Genomic DNA, 19,236 nt, shown 5'->3' on the forward strand with positions numbered 1-19,236 from the left:
GTGTGATTCAAACCTGTCGTTTTCAAGCTCGTTCAGTAATGGCTTTTTTCCGTGAGGCTATTTCTGCTCATTCTTGTGACTTGGCTATGCCTGAGCTCGTTCCTATTTTTCAGACCTGAATCCTTACTCTTAAATAATGCTAAAGAATGTTGAGCCATCAGCTATCCAGATGTTTTCAAAGTTTTTTAAAGCAAATTGTACGCTATCTGGAAGGGGCCTTGATTTTCTTGTCAACCATTGATGACGAAAATGAGGTAGTAATTCTTTAAATACATTTTCAAATAAAATTGCGGGAAAAGTTAAAAATCTTTGTGATAATGCTTGTTGACTAATTTTTTGCGGCTCACACCATAAAAATCCCTCTCTATTTAATACTCTGGTTAATTCTGTTACTCCTGCTACATTTCGCCATAAGAGGCTTAATATTGCTGCCATCATTAATGGTAATGTCAGAATTCTATCTCTTAAATTTAGTTGGCGATAAAAAGTTTTTTGGGCAGCCATTGCTGGAATTAATAAATCTTCCAGGTGATTCGCGATTGCTTCATTTTCTATTTGGGGACTATTTTTTTTCTTTGCATGGTCTCGGTTAATTCGTTTTTTACTACTCATAACGGGTTCAACTATGACTCAAATGCTTGCCAGATAGATATTTCAGCCTATTTTACCTTTTTTTTGTCTACCCCCTTGACAATTTGCACTTTTTCTTGACTTGTCACAAATGGTATGGACATGACAGGTAATTATAAGTCATTAGTCAAAAAACTTTGCCCAAATGCTGATGTAACAGTAGATAGATTTCATGTAACAAAAATGATTCATGAGGAATTAAATTAGGCGAGAATTGAGCAAAAAAAGGCAGCATCATCGCTAAAAGCGAAAGAAAGAGCAAAATTATTGGATAGTTTAAAAGGAAGTAAATATACATTGTTAAAAGCAGAAAGTGACTTATCTAGCGAACAAGAAATAAAATTAAAACAAGTAAAAGATGCTTCACAAAGAGTAGGAGCTATGCACACTTTAAAAGAAGAGCTTCACTCTTTATTTGAAAATAATAATTTTGCTAACGGGATATTAGAATTAACAGATTGGTTAAAAAAGGCACAACCATACTATAAAAAGAGTGTAGAAACAATCAAAAGATGGTTTGGAGAGATTGTGGGGTATTTTGAAGAAAGAACAACTAATGGGATAGTAGAGGGAATTAATACTAAATTAAAGCTATTAAAAAGGTGTGGCTTTGGATTTAGAAATTTAAGAAGTTTTGAAATACGGGCATTACTTTTTTGGCATTTTCCTGAAAAATTAGCACAATAAGTACGGAAGAGCCGGTTTTTAGACGATTTATTTATTGATCAATAGTTTTAGTTTATTGATAAGAGTTAACGAAAAATCAAGGATTTAAAAAATAAATTTCCATGACTTTCCGTCATTTGATTTCCAACTCGACTTGTGTGTACACGGTAGGTCTAAAGCCAGGGGCCCGGCGGGCTCGTCTTTCGGTCAGAAACTTTTTTTTGCCACTCCAAAACTTTTCAAGGTGTGGTTTGTCCAGATTTATTGGGTTTTGGGTAAGTTTTTCAGAGCGGATCTAAAATTCCCGTAAAGTTCCACCCCCTTTCGCAAAACCCTTCCTAAGATAGAAGTTAGGGACGATCGACCTAAAAGCCGATTCAGGAGCAAGTGTGAAGCACCTGAAAAATCCCAAACGAGCGAGCCACAAGACAGGGAGGACATCAAAATCATGGTAAACGCGCCAACAGGGGAAACCCGTATCGGCCAGACCGAACAGGTACAATCCTTAGACCGCGATTGCACAACTCTATCCCGTCACGTACTCCAGCAACTCAAGAGCTTTTCAGCAGATGCTCAGGATCTCAGCGCTCTGATGAATCGCGTCGGCTTGGCTGCTAAGCTGATCGCGCGCCGACTCAGCAGAGCCGGGTTAATGGCAGATACTTTAGGGTTTACAGGGGCTGTGAACGTGCAGGGAGAATCCGTCAAAAAGATGGATGTCTATGCTAATGAAGTGTTTATCTCGGTATTCCAGCAAAGCGGACTTGTCTGTCGCTTGGCTTCCGAGGAAATGGAAAAACCCTATTACATTCCTGAAAACTGTCCGATCGGACGCTACAGTCTGCTCTACGACCCCATAGATGGTTCTTCCAATCTTGACATCAATCTCGATGTCGGCTCAATATTCAGCATCCGCAAGCAAGAGGGGGACGATGCAGACGGTTCTGCCTCCGACTTGCTGCAACACGGACACAAACAAATCGGCGCCGGCTACGTACTCTACGGCCCCAGTACCATACTGGTTTATTCGATCGGGCAGGGCGTTCATTCCTTTACCCTCGACCCCAGTTTGGGCGAGTTTATTCTAGCCACCGAAAATATACAAGTTCCCTCACGCGGCCCGATTTACAGCGTTAATGAAGGCAACTTCTGGCAGTGGAAGGAATCTTTGAGGGACTACATTCGCTACGTGCACCGCAGCGAAGGTTATACCGCCCGCTACGGCGGGGCTTTGGTGGGAGATTTCCACCGGATTTTATTCCAGGGAGGCGTGTTTTTGTACCCCGGAACGGTGAAACAACCCGAAGGCAAATTGCGTTTGCTCTACGAATCGGCTCCTTTGGCGTTTTTGATCGAGCAAGCCGGCGGGCGCGCCAGTACCGGCACTCAAGACATCTTAGACGTAGTGCCGACCAAACTGCACGAGCGATCGCCCTTGATTATCGGCAGTAAAGAAAATGTCGCGATGGTCGAGTCTTTTATTCAAGATCGATCGCGCAATTCTCGCACAGTCGAATCATAGACTTGCATTGCTTTCAGTCGCCGGATCGTCCAATTATCTGCGTTTATCTGTGTTTAAGTAATCGCACAGAATTAATTACATACAGCTTCTTTACGGAGGAAGGCTTGTAGCCAAAATTTTGTGTAATTAATTGTGTTCCACTACTTATCTGCCTTTAATCTGCGGTTGTCTCAATCAAATATCAAATAGTAGGAGCGAAAGTAATGACGAAAACAACAACGAATCACCTGTTAGAAATCAAAGAAATTGGCCAAAGTATCTGGATGGACAATTTGACTCGCGATCTGATCGAGTCCGGCGAACTCAAACAGATGATTGAAAGTCGGGGACTGCGCGGGATTACATCTAATCCGGCGATTTTCGAGAAAGCGATCGCGGGTAATGTAATTTACGACGCGGATATCGAAGCGGGCATCCGGGCGGGCAAATCTGTGATGGAGATTTACGAATCTCTGGTATTTGAAGATATCCGCAACGCTTGCGACATCTTCGCCCCAGTTTACGCAGAGTCGAAGGGTTTGGACGGTTACATCAGTATTGAAGTGCCACCGACGATCGCCAATGACACAAAAAGCACGATTAGCGAAGCCATGCGCTATTACAAAGCCCTCGGCAAACAAAACGTGATGATCAAGATTCCCGGAACCGCTGAAGGGTTGCCGGCAGTGGAGCGAGTCATCAGCGAAGGGATTAATGTTAACGTGACTTTGCTGTTCTCGGTTGACAGCTACGTCGAAACCTTCTGGGCTTACATTCGCGGTTTGGAAGCGCGGGCGGCTAAAGGTTTGGATGTGAGCAATGTTGCTTCTGTTGCCAGTTTCTTCTTGAGCCGGATCGACAGTAACATTGATGGCAAGATTGACGAGAAACTCAAAAACGTTACCGATATTTCCACCAAAGCCAAACTGGAAGCGGTGAAGGGGAAAGTGGCGATCGCCAATGCGAAGGTAGCTTACCAGAAGTATAAGGAGATCGTCGCGAGCGATCGTTGGCAAGCTTTAGCAGCCAAAGGAGCCAAAGTCCAGCGCTTGCTGTGGGCTTCCACCAGCACCAAAAACCCCAACTACAGCGATGTGATGTATGTCGATGAATTAATCGGCCCCGACACGGTTAACACTTTGCCACCGAACACTGTGGAAGCTTGTTTCGATCACTGCGATGTCGCGCCCAGGATTGAGAACAATGTTGAAGAAGCTTACACCCTGCTCGAAAGTCTCAAAGATCGCGACATCGACATCAACTTGGACGAAGTGATGGCAGACTTGCTCCTGGACGGGATCGAGAAATTTGTCAGCCCCTTCCAATCCCTGATGGATTCCTTGGAAGAGAAAGTGAAGAAGCTCGCACCCGTGTAGTGAGCGGGTTTGTATCGGTGAGGGCAGAAACTCTCAGGAGTTTGAATAGATAATCATTTTGCCTTCTAACTGCTGAGATTTAAATCCTCTCTAGGAAAAATGAGCGCAATTGCGCTCATTTTTCCCCGAAAGAAAAATCTTTCTGTCCTATAGCAGGAATCTCGACAGATATATAACTCGAATTTTCCATCTGCAACCGCTGAGGTATGACTGTGAGGGGAGCGCAAAATTTGTCAGCCAACTCCAATCCTGATGGATTCCTTGGAAGAGAAGGTGCAAAAATTGTCATCCGTCCCCTAGAGACATATCTGTATCCTGAAAGGCAGAAGCATTTAGGAGTCAGAATAGATAATCATTTTGCCTCCTGACTGCTGAGATTTAAATCCTCTCTAGGAAAAATGAGCGCAATTGCGCTCATTTTTCCCCGAAAGAAAAATCTTTTCTGTCCTTGATCTGGAATTTAGCCAGAGATACAACTCGAATTCTTCATCTCCAACCGCTGAGGCATATGCAGACTACCAATACGCTAATAGAGAGTGAGTATGGAACAGACCAACTTGATGTCGCTGAACGGGCGCGACTTCAAGAACTGGAATCCATTGTAGAAAATGGACTTCAGATATTTTATGAAGTGGGGAAAGCCCTTGACGAGATTCGCGAACTCAAACTCTACAGGGAAACCCACAAAAGTTTTGAGGGTTATTGCCGGGAAAGGTGGGCGATAGCCAGACGGACAGCCGATCAGTTTATTGGTGCGGCCCGGGTTATAGAAAATTTGAGCGCAATTGCGCTCAAAATTCCAACAAAAGAAAATCAAGTGCGTCCCTTGGCGGGACTCCCGCCAGAATTACAAATCCAAATCTGGCAAGAGGCGGTAGAATCATCGCCCAATGGTATGCCAACTGGTGCAGCCGTTAAACGTTTGGTGGAACAGCGATTTCCATCTCTAGGAAGCGATCGAACTCCCAAGGATAGTGCTTCAGAATTGGAGAAATTGCGATCGGACAATCAGCGCCTCAGACAGCAAATCCGAGATCAAAACAAAGAAAGGGATCGGCGCGCTGCTGCGGTGGCTTTGGAGTTGGAGCAATTGCGAGCCGAAAACAGGCAGCTAAAAGCTGAACTACGACAACGGGATAAAGATTGGGAAGTTCGACTGGCTGCTGAGAGAATAAAAATCCGGGCGGAAGTTCGGGCTGAAATGAAAGCTGAGTATGAAGGGCAGATCAACTCTCTCACCCAGCAACTAGCAGAAATGACGGCAAACTATCACGCGGTCTTGGCAAGATTAACAGCACTAGAAGCAAAAGGAAAATAAATGGTAGCGATACTTGAAAATCCACTGCGGGTCGGTTTACGAAAAGAACGGGTGCCGGAACCACAAATTCTGGTAATCTTCGGAGCTTCTGGGGATCTCACCCAGCGCAAACTGGTACCAGCAATTTATCAGATGAAGCGCGATCGACGTTTACCACCGGAAACTACCGTCGTGGGAGTAGCCCGCCGCCCTTGGAGTCACGATTACTTCCGAGAGCAAATGCGCGAAGGCATTGAAGAATTTGGTGGCGGTATTGGCGATGAGGAATTGTGGCAAGATTTCGCTAAAGGTTTGTACTACTGTCCGGGCGACATTGACAACCCCGAAAGCTATCAAAAACTCAAAACTTTCTTAGCGGAACTCGACGAAGAAAGGAAAACTCGCGGCAATCATATATTTTATCTGTCGGTTTCCCCGAACTTTTTCCCAGAAGCAATTCGACAACTGGGGGAGGCTCAAATGCTGGCCGATCCAGTAAAACACCGCTTGGTAATTGAAAAACCCTTCGGCCGCGACTTGAGTTCGGCAAAAGCTCTCAACCGTGTGGTGCAGAAGGTTTGCCAAGAACAGCAAGTTTACCGGATCGACCACTATTTGGGTAAAGAAACGGTTCAGAATTTAATGGTGTTCCGGTTTGCCAACGCGATTTTTGAACCCCTGTGGAACCGGCAATTTGTCGATCACGTACAAATTACCGTTGCAGAAACAGTGGGCGTAGAAGACCGGGCGGGTTACTACGAATCCTCTGGGGCGTTGCGGGATATGCTGCAAAACCACTTGATGCAGATTTTCTGTTTGACGGCGATGGAACCGCCGAACTCCCTCGATGCTGACAGCATCCGCACCGAAAAAATGAAAGTTCTGCAAGCAACTCGCTTGGCAGATTTGAATAACTTGGAGTTTTCGGCGATTCGCGGTCAATATTCCGCAGGGTGGATGAAAGGCAAACCAGTTCCCGGATATCACGAAGAACCGGGGGTTGCTCCCAATTCGACAACGCCGACTTTTGTGGCGATGAAGTTTATGATTGACAACTGGCGCTGGCAGGGAGTGCCTTTCTACCTGCGTACCGGTAAGCGGTTGCCGAAAAAAGTTAGCGAAATTGCGATTCAGTTTCGGGAAGTGCCACTGTTAATTTTTCAGTCTGCCGCCCAACAAACTGCTCCTAACGTTTTGACGATGCGGGTGCATCCCAACGAGGGAATTTCGCTGAGGTTTGAGGCGAAAATGCCGGGGCCGGATTTGCGGACGCGGACTGTGGATATGGATTTCAGTTACGGTTCTTCCTTTGGGGTGACATCTTCGGATGCTTACGATCGCCTTTTGATTGATTGTATGCTGGGCGACCAAACTTTGTTTACTCGTTCTGATGAAGTAGAAGAAGCTTGGCGGGTGGTAACTCCGGCGCTGATGGCTTGGGAATCGTCCAACGATCAAGGTTTGGTGCCTAAATACGAAGCTGGTACTTGGGAACCGACGGAGGCAGAACTGCTAATTAACAGAGACGGCCGCAAGTGGCGACGACTTTAAGAGTTAGTTGTCAGTTGTTAGTTGTTGGTTGTTAGTTGTTAGTTGTTAGTTGTTAGTTGTTGGTTGTTGGTTGTTGGTTGTTGGTTGTTGGTTGTTAGTTGTTGGTTGTTGGTTATTATTTGTTGGTTGTTGGTTATTATTTGTTAGTTTTTTGTAATCAATAACCAATAACTAATGACTAATTACCACCCTTCGGCTTCGCGACCGGGCAAGATGACTAATGACTAATAACTAATAACCAATGACCACCCTTCGACTTCGCGAGCGGACAATATGACCAATAACCAATAACCAATAACCAATAACCAATAACCAATAACCAATAACCAACAACCAACAACCAATAACCAATAACCAATGACCAATGACCAATGACTAATGACCAATGACCAATGACCAATGACCAATGACTAATAAGAAAGGAGACAAAATTTATGACGATGACACCGATGAAAGCTCCGCCTTTGGTTTCGCTGCAAAATCCTAAAGATGTGTCGATCGACCAAATAGAGGCAGAACTGAGTCAAATCTGGGAAAGTTACAAAGAAGCTGGGTCAAAGGGCGATTTTCCGATCGCGACTAGGGCAACAACTTTTACTTTTGTAGTCTACGAACCGGAAGAAACTCAGCATTTATTAGCGGATCTAGGATTTTACGAAGGGCCGATTGACGGTATTAGCGGGCCGATGACGGCATCTAGCATCAGGGCGGCTCAAAAATCTTACGGAATGCCGAGAACTGGCAAGCCTAGCGCTGAATTGCTGGCGACTTTGCGGGAAGAAGTAGCTCACAAAAATGCCAAGGGAGAGCTTTTGGGTTCGACTGGCTTGGGTTCGGCGGGTTCGGGAGTGGCGGACGCGATCGTAGCTGCGAATCCCTGCCGGATTATTGCTCTGTGTCCGACGGCGGGGGAAGACACGGGCGTGCAGGCTCAAGTGGCTGCTTATTGTCCGGTTCACAAGCGCGACAGCGGCAATCTGATCTGCTGCGAGTATATTACGCTCCGGGGTACGGAAGCTGCTCTGGAACGGGTGAGCGCGATCGTGACGGCGCTGACGATCTCGGATTTGCCGACGCTGCTGTGGTGGAAAGCTCATCCCGATGCCGATCGAGGTTTGTTCCAGCGGCTGGCGGAAACTAGCAGTTCTGTGATTATCGACTCTAGCAGCTTTGCTGAGGAGGAGGCGGAGTTGCTGTTGATGCAAAGTCTGATCGAGGAAGGAATTCCGATCGCCGATCTAAATTGGCGCAGGCTGGCGGCGTGGCAGGAATTGGCTGCGGAGGCTTTCGATCCGCCGGAACGTCGGGCCGCCATTCAAGAGATCGATCGAGTGACGATAGATTACGAAAAGGGCAATTCTAGTCAAGCACTGATGTATTTGGGCTGGCTGGCGAGCAGGCTTGGGTGGCGTCCGGTTGCTTTCAAACAAGAAGAGGGCGATTATCAAATCAAGCGAATTAAATTTGCCGGTGCCGACGAACGGGTTGTAGAAGCTGAGTTAGCAGCGATTCCCACTGCTGATACAGGCGATGTCCCAGGCGATTTGATTGCTCTGCGTTTGAATTCTACAAACGAGAATGCTGACTGCGGTACGGTTCTGTGTTCGGAAACCGGGGGCTGTATGCGGATGGAAACGAAAGGTGGTGCTCAGACCGCTCGATTTAACCAGGTGACTCCTCTGTTTGACCAGGTGACGGAACAGTTGCTCGGCCAGCACTTGAAGAGTTGGGGCCGGGATGTGCTTTATCAGGAAAGTTTGGCGGTGACGGCCCGGATGCTGAAGTTGGCTAAGCGGTAAAGAGAAGTTCGGCAACGGATTTTGTAGCGGATGTAACGGATAGAATAAGGAAGAAGGAATTGAGTTAATATTCAGTGGGGCAGGCAATGTCTGCTCTACTTTATATTCTTCTTTCTTTCTTCGTGTTCTTCGTGTCTTCGCGGTTCGTTAAGGCATTATTTAATAGATTAGAGAGCTATACTCATAACTTTATCAACTATCTGTTTTCAGTATTTATTGTAACTAAGTAGAATTATGAGTTTAGTAATTGCTGGCGAACGTAGCGGTGCGGGAAAGACTACTGTAACGATCGCACTTTTAGCTTATTTAATCCGTCGCGGCTTGAATGTGCAATCTTTTAAGGTGGGCCCGGACTACATCGATCCGATGTTTCATGCTTTTGTAACTGGCCGCCCTTGTCGAAATTTAGACCCGGTTTTAACGTCTGAATCTTATGTGAAAAAGTGTTTTTACCGCCATATTCAAGATGTCGATTGTGCCTTGGTTGAAGGGGTAATGGGTTTATTTGATGGGGTGTCTCGAAAGAAGGGTTCGGCAACGGATTCTGTAACGGATTTAACGGATGTAACGGATGTCAGGAAGACAGATGTCAGAAACACAGAAGTAGAAGCAGAAGCAGAACAAAATTATTCTATTTCTTTTGCTTCTACGGCTCATGTTGCTTGTTTGCTGAATTTGCCGGTATTGTTTGTGATAGATTGCAGTCGGCTGTCTGGTTCTGTGGCTGCGATCGCCCACGGTTTTCGTTCTTTTAACCCAAATCTTAATTTCGCTGGCTTGGTGTTGAATCGGGTGGCTAGCGATCGACATTTGGAGTTGCTTACAGATGCTCTAAAACCGCTCAATTTACCGATTTTAGGGGTTTTGCGTAGGGATGAGGCTGTTACTATTCCCGATCGACATTTGGGTTTGATTCCTGCTGAGGAGTTGCCGAATCTTCGGGCTGCGATCGATAAGTTGGCGGATTTGGCTGCTGTTAGTTTTGATTGGGAGCAACTTTTGCCTTTGTTGGCTGCGACTCCTATCGGGGGGGGTGAGGGGTCTGAGCAACTTTCGGGTAGATACAGTCTCCCTTACGATATTATAACTAAAAAAGATGATGTTGTCAACTCTTTGGGAAAACAATTTGGAGTGAGGATTGCAGTTGCGCGCGATCGGGCTTTTAATTTTTACTATCAGGATAATCTTGATTTATTGGCAGAATTGGGCGCCGAATTGGTCTTTTGGAGTCCCCTTGATGACTCGGTTTTTCCTGACAATGTGCAAGGGTTGTATTTTGGTGGCGGTTTTCCCGAAGTGTTTGCTCAGGAATTGAGCAATAATGTGTTAATTCGGGATGCTGTCAGAAGTGCGATTTGTGCGGGAATGCCGACTTATGCGGAGTGTGGCGGTTTGATGTATTTGTGCGATTCTATTGTAGGCTTCGATGGGAATTCTTGGCAAGGGGTGGGTGTTTTGCCTGCTGCTGCTGCGATGGGAAAGCGGTTGACGCTTGGATACCGCGAGGCTGTGGCGGTGAGGGATAGTTCGGTGTTAACTGCTCTTGATGAGGTTTGGGGACATGAGTTTCATCGATCGCACTTAACTGTAGAACCGACTAATCCAGTTTATCACAGTTGGAGGTACGGCAAGCGGGGGGAGGTTGATGCGGTTGCTGAGGGTTGGGGGGTTTATCAAGTTCATGCTTCTTATTTGCATTTGCATTGGGGGGCGAGGCCTGATATTCCGGCTCGGTTTTTGCAGCGGTGTGCTGAGTTTGATTGTAATGCTATTTTGGGCGAGAAGGTGAATTAGATTTTTTTTTACCACAGAGGGCGCAGAGGGCGCAGAGAGGGGAGATACAGGAGTATTTGTATTATGCTTTTGATGAGATTTTGGGATTTATGAGTACATTAGTTTCGGTTAAGCAATTGCTGGCACAATTGATCACATCGGAGAATTTTCGGAGTTATGGTCAAGTTATTTCTGCGAGTTTTGATGGTAAGTTTTTTGATGATGAGGATGCTCGGTTAAATTTAAGCAATGGTATGCCTAGATTTTACATTATGCGGTTGCATGAGAACGGTCGCAAGTTTGGTAAAATTACTCGGCACGTTGAATGTACTCAGTGTTTGGGGGCCCTGGATGGGAAGAGTTGGTTGATGGCGGTTGCACCTCCTGGGGATAGGGATAAACCGAGTTTGGAGGATATTGTTGCTTTTCGGATTCCGGGTAGTTGTTTTATTAAGTTAGATGTGGGAACTTGGCACGCTGGGCCTTATTTTGATGCGGATTTTGTGGATTTTTATAATCTGGAATTGAGCGATACTAATGTGGTCGATCATTTTACCTTTGATTTTGTGAAGAATCACAATCTGGAATTTGAGATTGTCTGAATCCTAAAACAGCACCTAAAAATCTTTAGGTAATCAAGTTATGAAAATTCGTTGCATTGCTAAGACGGGTGAATCTCTCCCTGAAAATTATATAGATCCGCCACGCGGCTACACTAGAAAAGTTGAGTTAGCACTAACTATAGGTAAGGAGTATGTTGTTTATGCTATCCAAGCATGGAAAGAAACTATTTGGTATTATATCTGTGATGATAATTACAGCTATTATCCCATGCAAAATCCGGCACCGCTGTTTGAAGTGGTTGATGACAGAGTTTCTAAGTATGGGCGGTTTAAACTTTGGCCAGATGGATGCTTGATGATAGCGTTTGAACAGTGGTTTACTGACCCTTATTTTTATGATAAGCTGACGGATCAGGAAGAGGCGGAGATTGAGATTTTTGATAAGGTTAAGGAGTTGATGGATGCTGAGGATTTTACTTTGCCTCCGCTGGATGTGGAAGTTGAGAAGTTGCGGGAAACTGTCAGTGTTTGAGTGGAAAAAGTGCGATAGTCAATTTATTTCTTTACCAGCTTGACTCAGATAGCTTGAAATGGTATCAAAGAGGAATAACCAGAATTTTGTAAAAAAAATGAACGATAAAATTAAATCCAATAATAACTATGAGACAGTCGGTGATGAGGATGTTCTGTTATTCGATAAAGCTACTTTTATGGTGCGCCGATTTAAAGAGCTAGCCGCTAGCAAATTTAGTAAGATAGTTGAGATTAATGTAGAAAAGGGGGGATATCTCCCGAGGAAAATGATGGATTGGATGAGTGAACTGTCTATTAATGAAGAAACGCAAATTATGGGAGGGGATATAAGTTGGAACTCCCCTCAAGAAAAAATAGATTGTCAAGTTCTCAAAATTGGTTCCAAGGGTTGGGAAAAAGGAAAGGTTCAAATCGAAGTTAATAAAAATTTCAAGTCTGGGGAAGCGCAGACATCTATAAAGTTTTGTCCTGATGAACCACTAGAGCCAAAATCACCTTTAGATGAGATCAGACAATCCGAGGAATACAAAAAACTGAGCAATAACAACTGACAGCCCGATCGCGATTACAATACAATAATCGATCGCACTTATATCTGAAGCTGAGATTTTTAACCGCAGATGAGGGCGGATGAACGCGGATGTACGCTGATGTTTTTTTGGGAGGGACTCATGGTAAATATAGAAGAATATGTCGATCGCACATCCGAACTAATCAATTTACCCATCAAGCCCGAACATCGGCCTGGTGTTGTGGTAAACTTCCAGAGGATAGCTGCGATCGCCCAACTCGTTACCGAATTCCCCCTGCCCCACGAAATCGAAGCTGCACCAGTGTTTCAACCTTGATTGTTAACCGCAGATGTAGGCAGATGAACACAGATGAACGCAGATGAAGCCCAATTTTTAGCAAAAGCGGATGCAGTCGCCACAGCATCGGCAGTTAAAAGTGGTAAAATTACAGCGACAGCAGTTGTTACCGCAGCTTTAGAACGAATTGCCGATCGAGATAAAACACTCAATTGCTTTACTGCAATTACCGCAGAAAGTGCGATCGCAGCAGCCGAAATGATAGATAATGCGATCGCACGCCACGAAAACCCAGGCCCCTTAGCAGGCGTTCCCTTCGCAGTCAAAAATTTGTTCGATGTCGGCGGAATTACCACCCTAGCCGGGTCAAAAATCAACGCTGACAACCCTCCGGCTACCCAGGACGCGGCCGCGGTCGCCCGACTCAGACAGGCTGGTGCTATCCTTGTAGGTACGCTGAACATGGATGAGTACGCCTACGGTTTTGTCACGGAAAACAGTCACTACGGCGCGACTCACAATCCCCGCGATACTACCCGCATCGCCGGCGGTTCCAGCGGCGGTTCCGCAGCAGCAGTCGCCGCCGGTTTAGTACCTTTCAGCCTCGGTTCTGATACTAACGGTTCCATTCGCGTACCGGCTGCTTTGTGCGGTGTGTTTGGGTTTAAGCCTACTTACGGTCGTTTGTCAAGGGCTGGTGCTTTTTTGTTTTCGAGTAGTTTGGATTGTGTGGGGCCGTTTGGGCGATCGCTCCGAGATATGGCGCTGCTGTATGATATCCTACAAGGCCCGGACGATCGCGATCCAGTTTGCGCTCAACGCCCGCCAGAACTCTGTTCGCCACAGTTAGATAAAGGAATTCAAGGATTGCGAATTGCGGTTGCTGATGGGTATTTCGCGACAGGGGCCGAACCGGAAGCAATGGCTGCTGTAGAAATAGTTGCCAAGACCTTGACAAACGCCTTGAAATATGGTATGCAAGCAGAAAAAACAACAACAAACCCCCCAAAAATTGGAGGGCTTGCAACTGTCAGCATACCGGAATCCGATCGCGCGAGGGCGGCGGCATTTATAATTACGGCTTGCGAGGGAGGTAACTTGCATTTGGAGAATTTGCGATCGCGCCCTCAAGACTTCGATCCCGCCACGCGCGATCGTTTTTTGGCTGGAACCCTGATTCCTGCGACGTGGTACGTGCAAGCGCAGAGATTTAGACAGTGGTATCGCGATCGAATTCGCGCCATATTCCAACATACAGATATCATTCTCGCACCCGCAACCCCGATCGCCGCTCCTGAAATTGGTGTCGAGAAAATGGTCATCGCCGGACAAGAAATATTAGTGCGTCCCAATCTGGGACTGTTCACCCAACCCTTATCATTTATAGGCTTACCCGTTCTTTGCGTGCCCGTACAGCGGCCCGGCGCTTTGCCCTTGGGAGTACAAATTATCGGTGCTCCCTACAGCGAAGCGGTGATTCTCCGAGTCGCTGCGGTACTAGAATCGCAAGGCATTATATGTGCCGAATCAATTTAATGCTATTTCTAGGGTTTGTTGTTGCGGTGGAAGCGTCTCTTAGTGCGTCTGGCAATAGCTTTGCGCTTCTGCTTTTCGAGGGGGGTTTCAAAGTGGCGGTGTTTTCTCATGTCGGGGAAAATTCCCGCTTTGGAAACTTGTCGCTTAAACCGTCGTAGGGCTGACTCAATCCCTTCGTTTTCGCCGATTACAACTTGGGTCATTATTTCTCCTGTGGTTCGTTAGATCAAGTTTTATCATATCAAGATTTCTGGCGGCGCGACCTATTGGATGTCGGGCGATCGACCAAAACCTCAAAATTATACCAGAAGTTTGGTTCGTAGTGAGGACTTCAGTCCTTCTTTCTTGCGGACTGAAGTCCTCACTACAAACCTGTTTGATTGCGGGTAGCGGTTACTCTGTTTGGGCGATTAACTGATTTTCCTGCCGCAAATAAGCTTGAATGAACGGTTCTAATTCGCCATTCATCACATCTAGGATGGCGGTGGTTTCCACCCCAGTCCGCAAATCCTTGACCATTTGATAGGGGTGAAACACGTAATTCCGAATTTGCTGGCCCCAAGCCGCCTCTACCATGTCGCCCCGAATCTCGGCAATTTCCGAAGCCCGCTGTTCCTTCGCAATCACCAACAGGCGCGCTTTCAGCAGTGCGAGAGCTTTTTCCTTATTTTGTAACTGACTGCGTTCTTCGGTACAGCGGACAGCCAAACCTGTCGGAAGGTGAACGATGCGGACTGCCGTTTCTACCTTGTTAACGTTTTGTCCGCCCTTGCCGCCTGCGCGGGAAGTAGTCACTTCCAAATCTTTTTCTGGAATATCCAGCTTAACGGATCGATCGAGCACTGGCATCACTTCCACGCCCGCAAAACTGGTTTGACGCTTGTCATTAGCGTTAAAAGGCGAAATTCTGACCAGGCGGTGAGTACCCTTTTCCGATCGCATATAACCGTAAGCGTAGCGGCCGACAATTTCCAAAGAAGCAGATTTAACACCGGCTTCTTCTCCCTCAGAAATCTCCATTAAATGCACTTTGTAACCTTGACTTTCGCCCCAGCGGGTGTACATCCGCAGCAGCATTTCTGCCCAATCTTGAGCATCCGTGCCGCCCGCCCCGGCGTTAATTGTCAAAACGGCGCCGCCTTCATCGTAGGGCCCCGATAATAATTGTTGCAGTTCCCACTGGTCAAGTTCGCGGGTTAATTGGGAAAGACTCGATGAGGCTTCTTGAAATAGGGACTCGTCAGCGTCTAACTCCAGCAGTTCTAAAATAGCTCTAGCGTCTTCTAGGCTAGTCTGCCAGCCGTGATATTGGTCTAAATGAGATTTGAAGTCATTCAGTTCTTGGAGGGTTCCTTGAGCTTGATCTTGGTCATCCCAGAATGCTGGTTGGGCGCAGATTTGCTCTAAGTCTTGGATTTTGGCTGTGAGTGCGGGGATGTCAAAGATAGTCCTGGGTTGTACCCAGTCGATCGGACAATGTTTGGATATTGTGTTTGATGTCTAGAACTTCCACTGTGAATTTTCCTAGTTGTGGGGTGTTATATTAATTTTAGCTTGCTGCTGACTTGTTGTTGCACAAATACTAAGAAAGATTTTTTGACCGCAGATGAACGCGGATGAACGCGGATGTTTCTAAATGTACTGCGAACCTGTGGAATTGAAAGTTTTGCCGCATTCGTGAGCGCATACATCCAACCTTTTGGAACATGAAAAACTTTTTGTGAGGTCTTCGCGAAACCAATCACAGGCGATCGCATCTTTGATAGATTTAGTTCTGAGAGAATTAAATCCGTCGCCGTACTTTTCAATTAAAGCCAGCATTTGGGGTCTGTAAGTGTCGTTATAAATAACGTATTTGGTATGGCTAACCCAACAGCAAGGCCAGAGTTCTGCTTCAAAAGAAATAAAAATATCTTTGCTGGCTTGAGTTTGACAGCTAATTTCTACGTTGCGGTAGTAATTGTTTAGGCTACCAAATGTTTCTACAGCTTGGATAAATTGGTCTCCCTGTGGATTTTTATATTGTTCCAATGATGGGGGTTGGAGTTCTTGGCTGGCTGGCTGTGATCGGACAGGACGAGTTGGTTCTGGTGCTTTAGAGGTTTCGATAGCTATAGCTTGATACCAAGCATAATTTGCTTTTTCTGGTTGCCCCAACTGCGTCAACACTTTAGCTAAATTGCGATAAGCTCCGGCAAAATTGGGTTTAAGCTCGATCGCCTTTTGGTAATAAGCACTAGCTGGCTGCCACTGTTGCTGTTGAGCATAAAGACTGCCTACATTAGCATAAACTTCTGGAAAATTAGGCTGAATTTCGAGTGCCTTGGCGTAACAATCTGCTGCTGCTTGCATCTTCCCCAAACCTTGAAAAGCGTTGCCTAAAGTTTTGCAGGCTGCTGCAAAATTAGGCTGAATTTTTAGGGCTTGTTGGCTGGCTGCGATCGCCTCTGAGAGCTGTCCTTGTCTCAAACAGTCCTCCGCTTGTTGGTGCAAGCCAACAGCGGTCTGTGTTTGATTCTGAGGGGCTGACGCATTAGTTGTTGCTGGTTGGTTGGGGCGATCGCTCTTAGCATCTACCTGAGAGTTTTCTGCCTTCTGAGGCTGTTGATTTGCCGACTCTTTGTCATAAATCTCTTTCGCCACAAAACGAGAGGTAGCTTTTGGTACAAACTCGATAAATCCTAGTTGTTTGGCTAAATCCCTAGCTGCTTCTACTTGGTGCTGGTTGTGTTCAAATATCAAGTAGTGCCAGACTGCTTTTCCGCCAGCTTGGATAAAGGCATTAACAGATTGCATTATCCTGTCCCAGTTGGTATTTTGGCGGTAAATGCTGTTAGTATCAGCCAATCCGTCGATGCTAAAAGTTACGGTATCGTGTTCTCCTGTCATTGTCTGTGCCAGGGTGCGCCACCAGTCTGGGTTACGTCCGCTACCGTTGGTGTACAGGCCAATCTGAGGAACTCCCATGCGGTGCCAATATTCGATCGCAGGAATTGTGGTATTGCTAGTCATAGCATCCCCGTAGTTGCCGCACATATAGATCAAATCCAATTGAGAGCAAAACTCTTGTGGGAAAATTCTCTCAATATCTTCAATCTTTAATTCTGCTGCGGGCAAAATCGGGTTGTCAGTGCGGGGACACTGCGGGCAAGCTGCATTGCACCGGGAAGTAATTTCTACGCTGACTCTCCTGATATCTTCATATTTTAAGTACATGAGTGTTCTCCTATTGATTTGTGATTAATGTTGAAATTGCGATCGACAGCATGAGATGACAAGATTTTTGAGCGATCGGTTAAAAATTCAAATTATACCTCGATTCATCTGTGGAGTAAATCTAAAATTGAAAATCTCAAATCGACTGACGGCTATCTTGGTTGTAAATCTTAATCAAAAACCGCAGCCGGATGTCGATCGCGCTACGGTTTTTTTTAAGCTAAACTTTCAATGATTAATCGCGGCCGTTGATAGCAATCATCAGGCGCAGAATGAAGATGAACAAGTTGATGTAAGTCAAGTACATCGACAAAGCGGCTGGCAAATATTGGTCATCGCGGTAACTGCGGGGCAGAATGTAAAAGTCTACAATCGCAGCGCCAGCAAATATAAATACGCCGATGCCAGAAATGCCAATTTCCAACCAGGTTGGGGTGTAGACACCGAAAAACGACAGCAAAAATTGACCGCCAACGACGACTAACAAAGCAATCACACCTAAACTGATGGTTTTGGTGATGGCCATGCCGTCTGTTTCCGACAAGTTAGAGCCAATTTGGCGGGCGGCGATAAAGGTAATGCCACATCCGAGGGCTGCAAAACCGATGCCAGCAATGCCGACTCCTTCGTTTCTGAGTGCTACAGACACCAATCCGCTGAGGGTGTAGCCGGTAAGCAGGCTGTAGGTTACTAGGAGGGGTAAGGCGGTGCTATTGTTACCTTTTTCGGCGACACCGCGAACGACAAAGAACAGAATTAATTGTAGGACGATCGCGCCAATAAACGTGGGAAAGAAGATTCCGGGATAGTTGCGGATGACTCCGAGGCCACCGTAGGCGCCGACAGCGGTTAAGACAAGTCCGCCACCGACGAAGGGGAGGGCGTTGGAGATGACGTTGGGGCCAACCAGCGCGTGGTTTTTGGCCTCGCGCACGGCTTCGCGGAAGTTGCTGGTGTTACTCACGAGGATTTACCTAATTTTGGCTGAGATTTGCTATCTATATTTTGACAGCTTTATAGCCGGTTGACAAAACCTGGAATAGTTTAAAGATTTGATAAAGAATGGGTGAGATCACTTCCAGGTAGGAAGTAATTGTTTATAATCAGCGGCGTACAAGTAAGTCTGTGCCGTGTCTTCGTTATCTGGGGACGATCTCTGACACGGTTGTCGATCGTCTTAGAGCTATAATTGAGGTTAAAGTGTCGGCGCTATCTGCGGCGATGGGCAAGCTGAAAGTCGATCGAATTGCAGGTAGCACAGGTCAATCAATTTGGAATTTGGGATTTACCATTTGGGATTGATGACTGTATGCTCGAAGCAGGGGCCGCAGTGGATTTGAGGTTTTTGATTGGCGACGCGAGTTGAAACTAGGGACAGGAAAGCCCAATAATCTAAAATCTAAAATCTAAAATCTAAAATCGATTCGGTTAGTTGCTCGCAGTAGCTCACACAGGGAATTTCCAAAAAAATAACGATCGAGAGATTGAGTTCGATCGACAAAATGCTAAATAGGTAATGTCCAATGCCCACATTTTTTGCTCACAAATTATTGCCACCTGCCGCCGGAATTCTATTGGCTGCAACCGCCGTTATTTCCGGGGGTCAAGCTGCCGTTGCAGCTAATGTCCGAGCCGTTTATACCGCTACTTCAGGGCCTGGTTCAGAAAATTTGCTGCTGGCTCAGACAGGTCAATCCCCCCAAGGTATCATTTCTCCAAGCCCCAGCCCGGTAACGGTAAACCGGGCGGCTCTGCCCGTGAGAATTCCTGAGCCTTCAATGCTGGCGGGGTTGGGTTTAGTTGCCGGTTCGCTGGCGGTGACTCGCCGGAGAGTCAGTCGATTTTAGATTTTAGATTGAAGAATTTTAGATTGACTCCACAGATGAATCTGGGAGCTTGAACTTTGGTCTAAAATTGGGATCTCCACTTAGGAGCGTCGGGGGAAGAGCCGAGGGGAACACAGGCGGGATGCCCGTGCCCTCAAA

Annotated in this window: 17 protein-coding genes and 2 pseudogenes; 14 read left to right on the forward strand and 5 right to left on the reverse strand. The window is 46.2% G+C overall.

The genetic code is table 11. The annotated features are described in order from the left end of the window. Positions 1 to 150 precede the first annotated feature (150 nt). A pseudogene (locus tag K4039_RS22405) lies at positions 151 to 612 on the reverse strand (IS4 family transposase); the annotation flags it as partial. Between the two features lie 120 nt (positions 613 to 732). Here K4039_RS22405 and K4039_RS22410 point away from each other — a divergent pair. The 12 genes and pseudogenes from K4039_RS22410 (at position 733) to K4039_RS22465 (ending at position 14,035) form a co-directional block, all read left to right on the forward strand. Continuing rightward, positions 733 to 1,317: pseudogene (locus tag K4039_RS22410) on the forward strand (transposase). Positions 1,318 to 1,744: 427 nt separating this feature from the next. Next, positions 1,745 to 2,818: a class 1 fructose-bisphosphatase gene (fbp, locus tag K4039_RS22415; RefSeq protein WP_265238686.1), complete on the forward strand. Its 1,074-nt coding sequence runs from the start codon at positions 1,745 to 1,747 to the stop codon at positions 2,816 to 2,818. A 203-nt stretch (positions 2,819 to 3,021) separates the two neighbouring features. Continuing rightward, positions 3,022 to 4,173: a transaldolase gene (tal, locus tag K4039_RS22420; RefSeq protein ID WP_265238688.1), complete on the forward strand. Its 1,152-nt coding sequence runs from the start codon at positions 3,022 to 3,024 to the stop codon at positions 4,171 to 4,173. Positions 4,174 to 4,681: 508 nt separating this feature from the next. Then, positions 4,682 to 5,491, forward strand: a complete 810-nt coding sequence (locus K4039_RS22425) for a hypothetical protein (protein ID WP_265238690.1) — start codon at positions 4,682 to 4,684, stop codon at positions 5,489 to 5,491. Further along, the gene (zwf, locus tag K4039_RS22430) at positions 5,492 to 7,021 is read left to right on the forward strand and encodes a glucose-6-phosphate dehydrogenase (RefSeq protein WP_265238692.1); all 1,530 of its coding nucleotides are present in this window, start codon (positions 5,492 to 5,494) and stop codon (positions 7,019 to 7,021) included. A gap of 434 nt (positions 7,022 to 7,455) precedes the next feature. Continuing rightward, positions 7,456 to 8,820, forward strand: coding sequence for a glucose-6-phosphate dehydrogenase assembly protein OpcA (gene opcA, locus K4039_RS22435; protein WP_265238694.1), 1,365 nt, complete (start codon positions 7,456 to 7,458; stop codon positions 8,818 to 8,820). Positions 8,821 to 9,054: 234 nt separating this feature from the next. Continuing rightward, on the forward strand, positions 9,055 to 10,614 hold the full coding sequence (locus K4039_RS22440) for a cobyrinate a,c-diamide synthase (RefSeq protein ID WP_265238696.1): 1,560 nt from the start codon (positions 9,055 to 9,057) through the stop codon (positions 10,612 to 10,614). An 89-nt stretch (positions 10,615 to 10,703) separates the two neighbouring features. Next, complete coding sequence (locus K4039_RS22445) at positions 10,704 to 11,195, forward strand: ureidoglycolate lyase (protein ID WP_265238698.1); 492 nt, start codon at positions 10,704 to 10,706, stop codon at positions 11,193 to 11,195. Between the two features lie 40 nt (positions 11,196 to 11,235). Next, positions 11,236 to 11,688, forward strand: a complete 453-nt coding sequence (locus K4039_RS22450) for a hypothetical protein (RefSeq protein WP_265238700.1) — start codon at positions 11,236 to 11,238, stop codon at positions 11,686 to 11,688. A gap of 97 nt (positions 11,689 to 11,785) precedes the next feature. After that, a complete protein-coding gene (locus tag K4039_RS22455) occupies positions 11,786 to 12,241 on the forward strand; it encodes a KGK domain-containing protein (protein WP_265238702.1) in 456 nt (151 codons plus the stop codon). 120 nt (positions 12,242 to 12,361) lie between these two features. Beyond that, positions 12,362 to 12,538, forward strand: coding sequence for a DUF4089 domain-containing protein (locus tag K4039_RS22460; protein ID WP_265238704.1), 177 nt, complete (start codon positions 12,362 to 12,364; stop codon positions 12,536 to 12,538). Between the two features lie 33 nt (positions 12,539 to 12,571). Beyond that, on the forward strand, positions 12,572 to 14,035 hold the full coding sequence (locus tag K4039_RS22465; RefSeq protein WP_265238705.1) for an AtzE family amidohydrolase: 1,464 nt from the start codon (positions 12,572 to 12,574) through the stop codon (positions 14,033 to 14,035). An 8-nt stretch (positions 14,036 to 14,043) separates the two neighbouring features. On the opposite strand, the gene rpsU is transcribed toward K4039_RS22465, so the two are convergent. From rpsU to K4039_RS22485, 4 genes are all read right to left on the reverse strand, one after another. Beyond that, on the reverse strand, positions 14,044 to 14,238 hold the full coding sequence (gene rpsU / locus K4039_RS22470; protein ID WP_006632476.1) for a 30S ribosomal protein S21: 195 nt from the start codon (positions 14,236 to 14,238) through the stop codon (positions 14,044 to 14,046). Positions 14,239 to 14,428: 190 nt separating this feature from the next. Beyond that, positions 14,429 to 15,548, reverse strand: a protein-coding gene (gene prfB / locus K4039_RS22475; RefSeq protein ID WP_265238709.1) for a peptide chain release factor 2 whose coding sequence is annotated in 2 segments (ribosomal slippage) — positions 14,429 to 15,475 and positions 15,477 to 15,548 — 1,119 coding nt in all. Because the reading frame shifts where the segments join, the coding sequence is not laid out codon by codon here. Between the two features lie 119 nt (positions 15,549 to 15,667). After that, positions 15,668 to 17,251, reverse strand: coding sequence for a tetratricopeptide repeat protein (locus K4039_RS22480; RefSeq protein ID WP_265238710.1), 1,584 nt, complete (start codon positions 17,249 to 17,251; stop codon positions 15,668 to 15,670). 235 nt (positions 17,252 to 17,486) lie between these two features. Further along, entirely contained in the window at positions 17,487 to 18,215 is a 729-nt protein-coding gene (locus tag K4039_RS22485; protein WP_265238711.1) for a Bax inhibitor-1 family protein, read from the reverse strand. Between the two features lie 161 nt (positions 18,216 to 18,376). Here K4039_RS22485 and K4039_RS22490 point away from each other — a divergent pair, with 161 nt between their 5' ends. Together K4039_RS22490 and K4039_RS22495 are read left to right on the forward strand one after the other, a co-directional pair. After that, positions 18,377 to 18,553: a hypothetical protein gene (locus K4039_RS22490; protein ID WP_265238712.1), complete on the forward strand. Its 177-nt coding sequence runs from the start codon at positions 18,377 to 18,379 to the stop codon at positions 18,551 to 18,553. Between the two features lie 221 nt (positions 18,554 to 18,774). Next, positions 18,775 to 19,098, forward strand: coding sequence for a PEP-CTERM sorting domain-containing protein (locus tag K4039_RS22495; protein WP_265238713.1), 324 nt, complete (start codon positions 18,775 to 18,777; stop codon positions 19,096 to 19,098). The last annotated feature ends 138 nt before the right edge of the window (positions 19,099 to 19,236 follow it).

The sequence above is a fragment of the Lyngbya sp. CCAP 1446/10 genome, from assembly GCF_026130175.1.
GTDB lineage: Bacteria > Cyanobacteriota > Cyanobacteriia > Cyanobacteriales > Microcoleaceae > Microcoleus.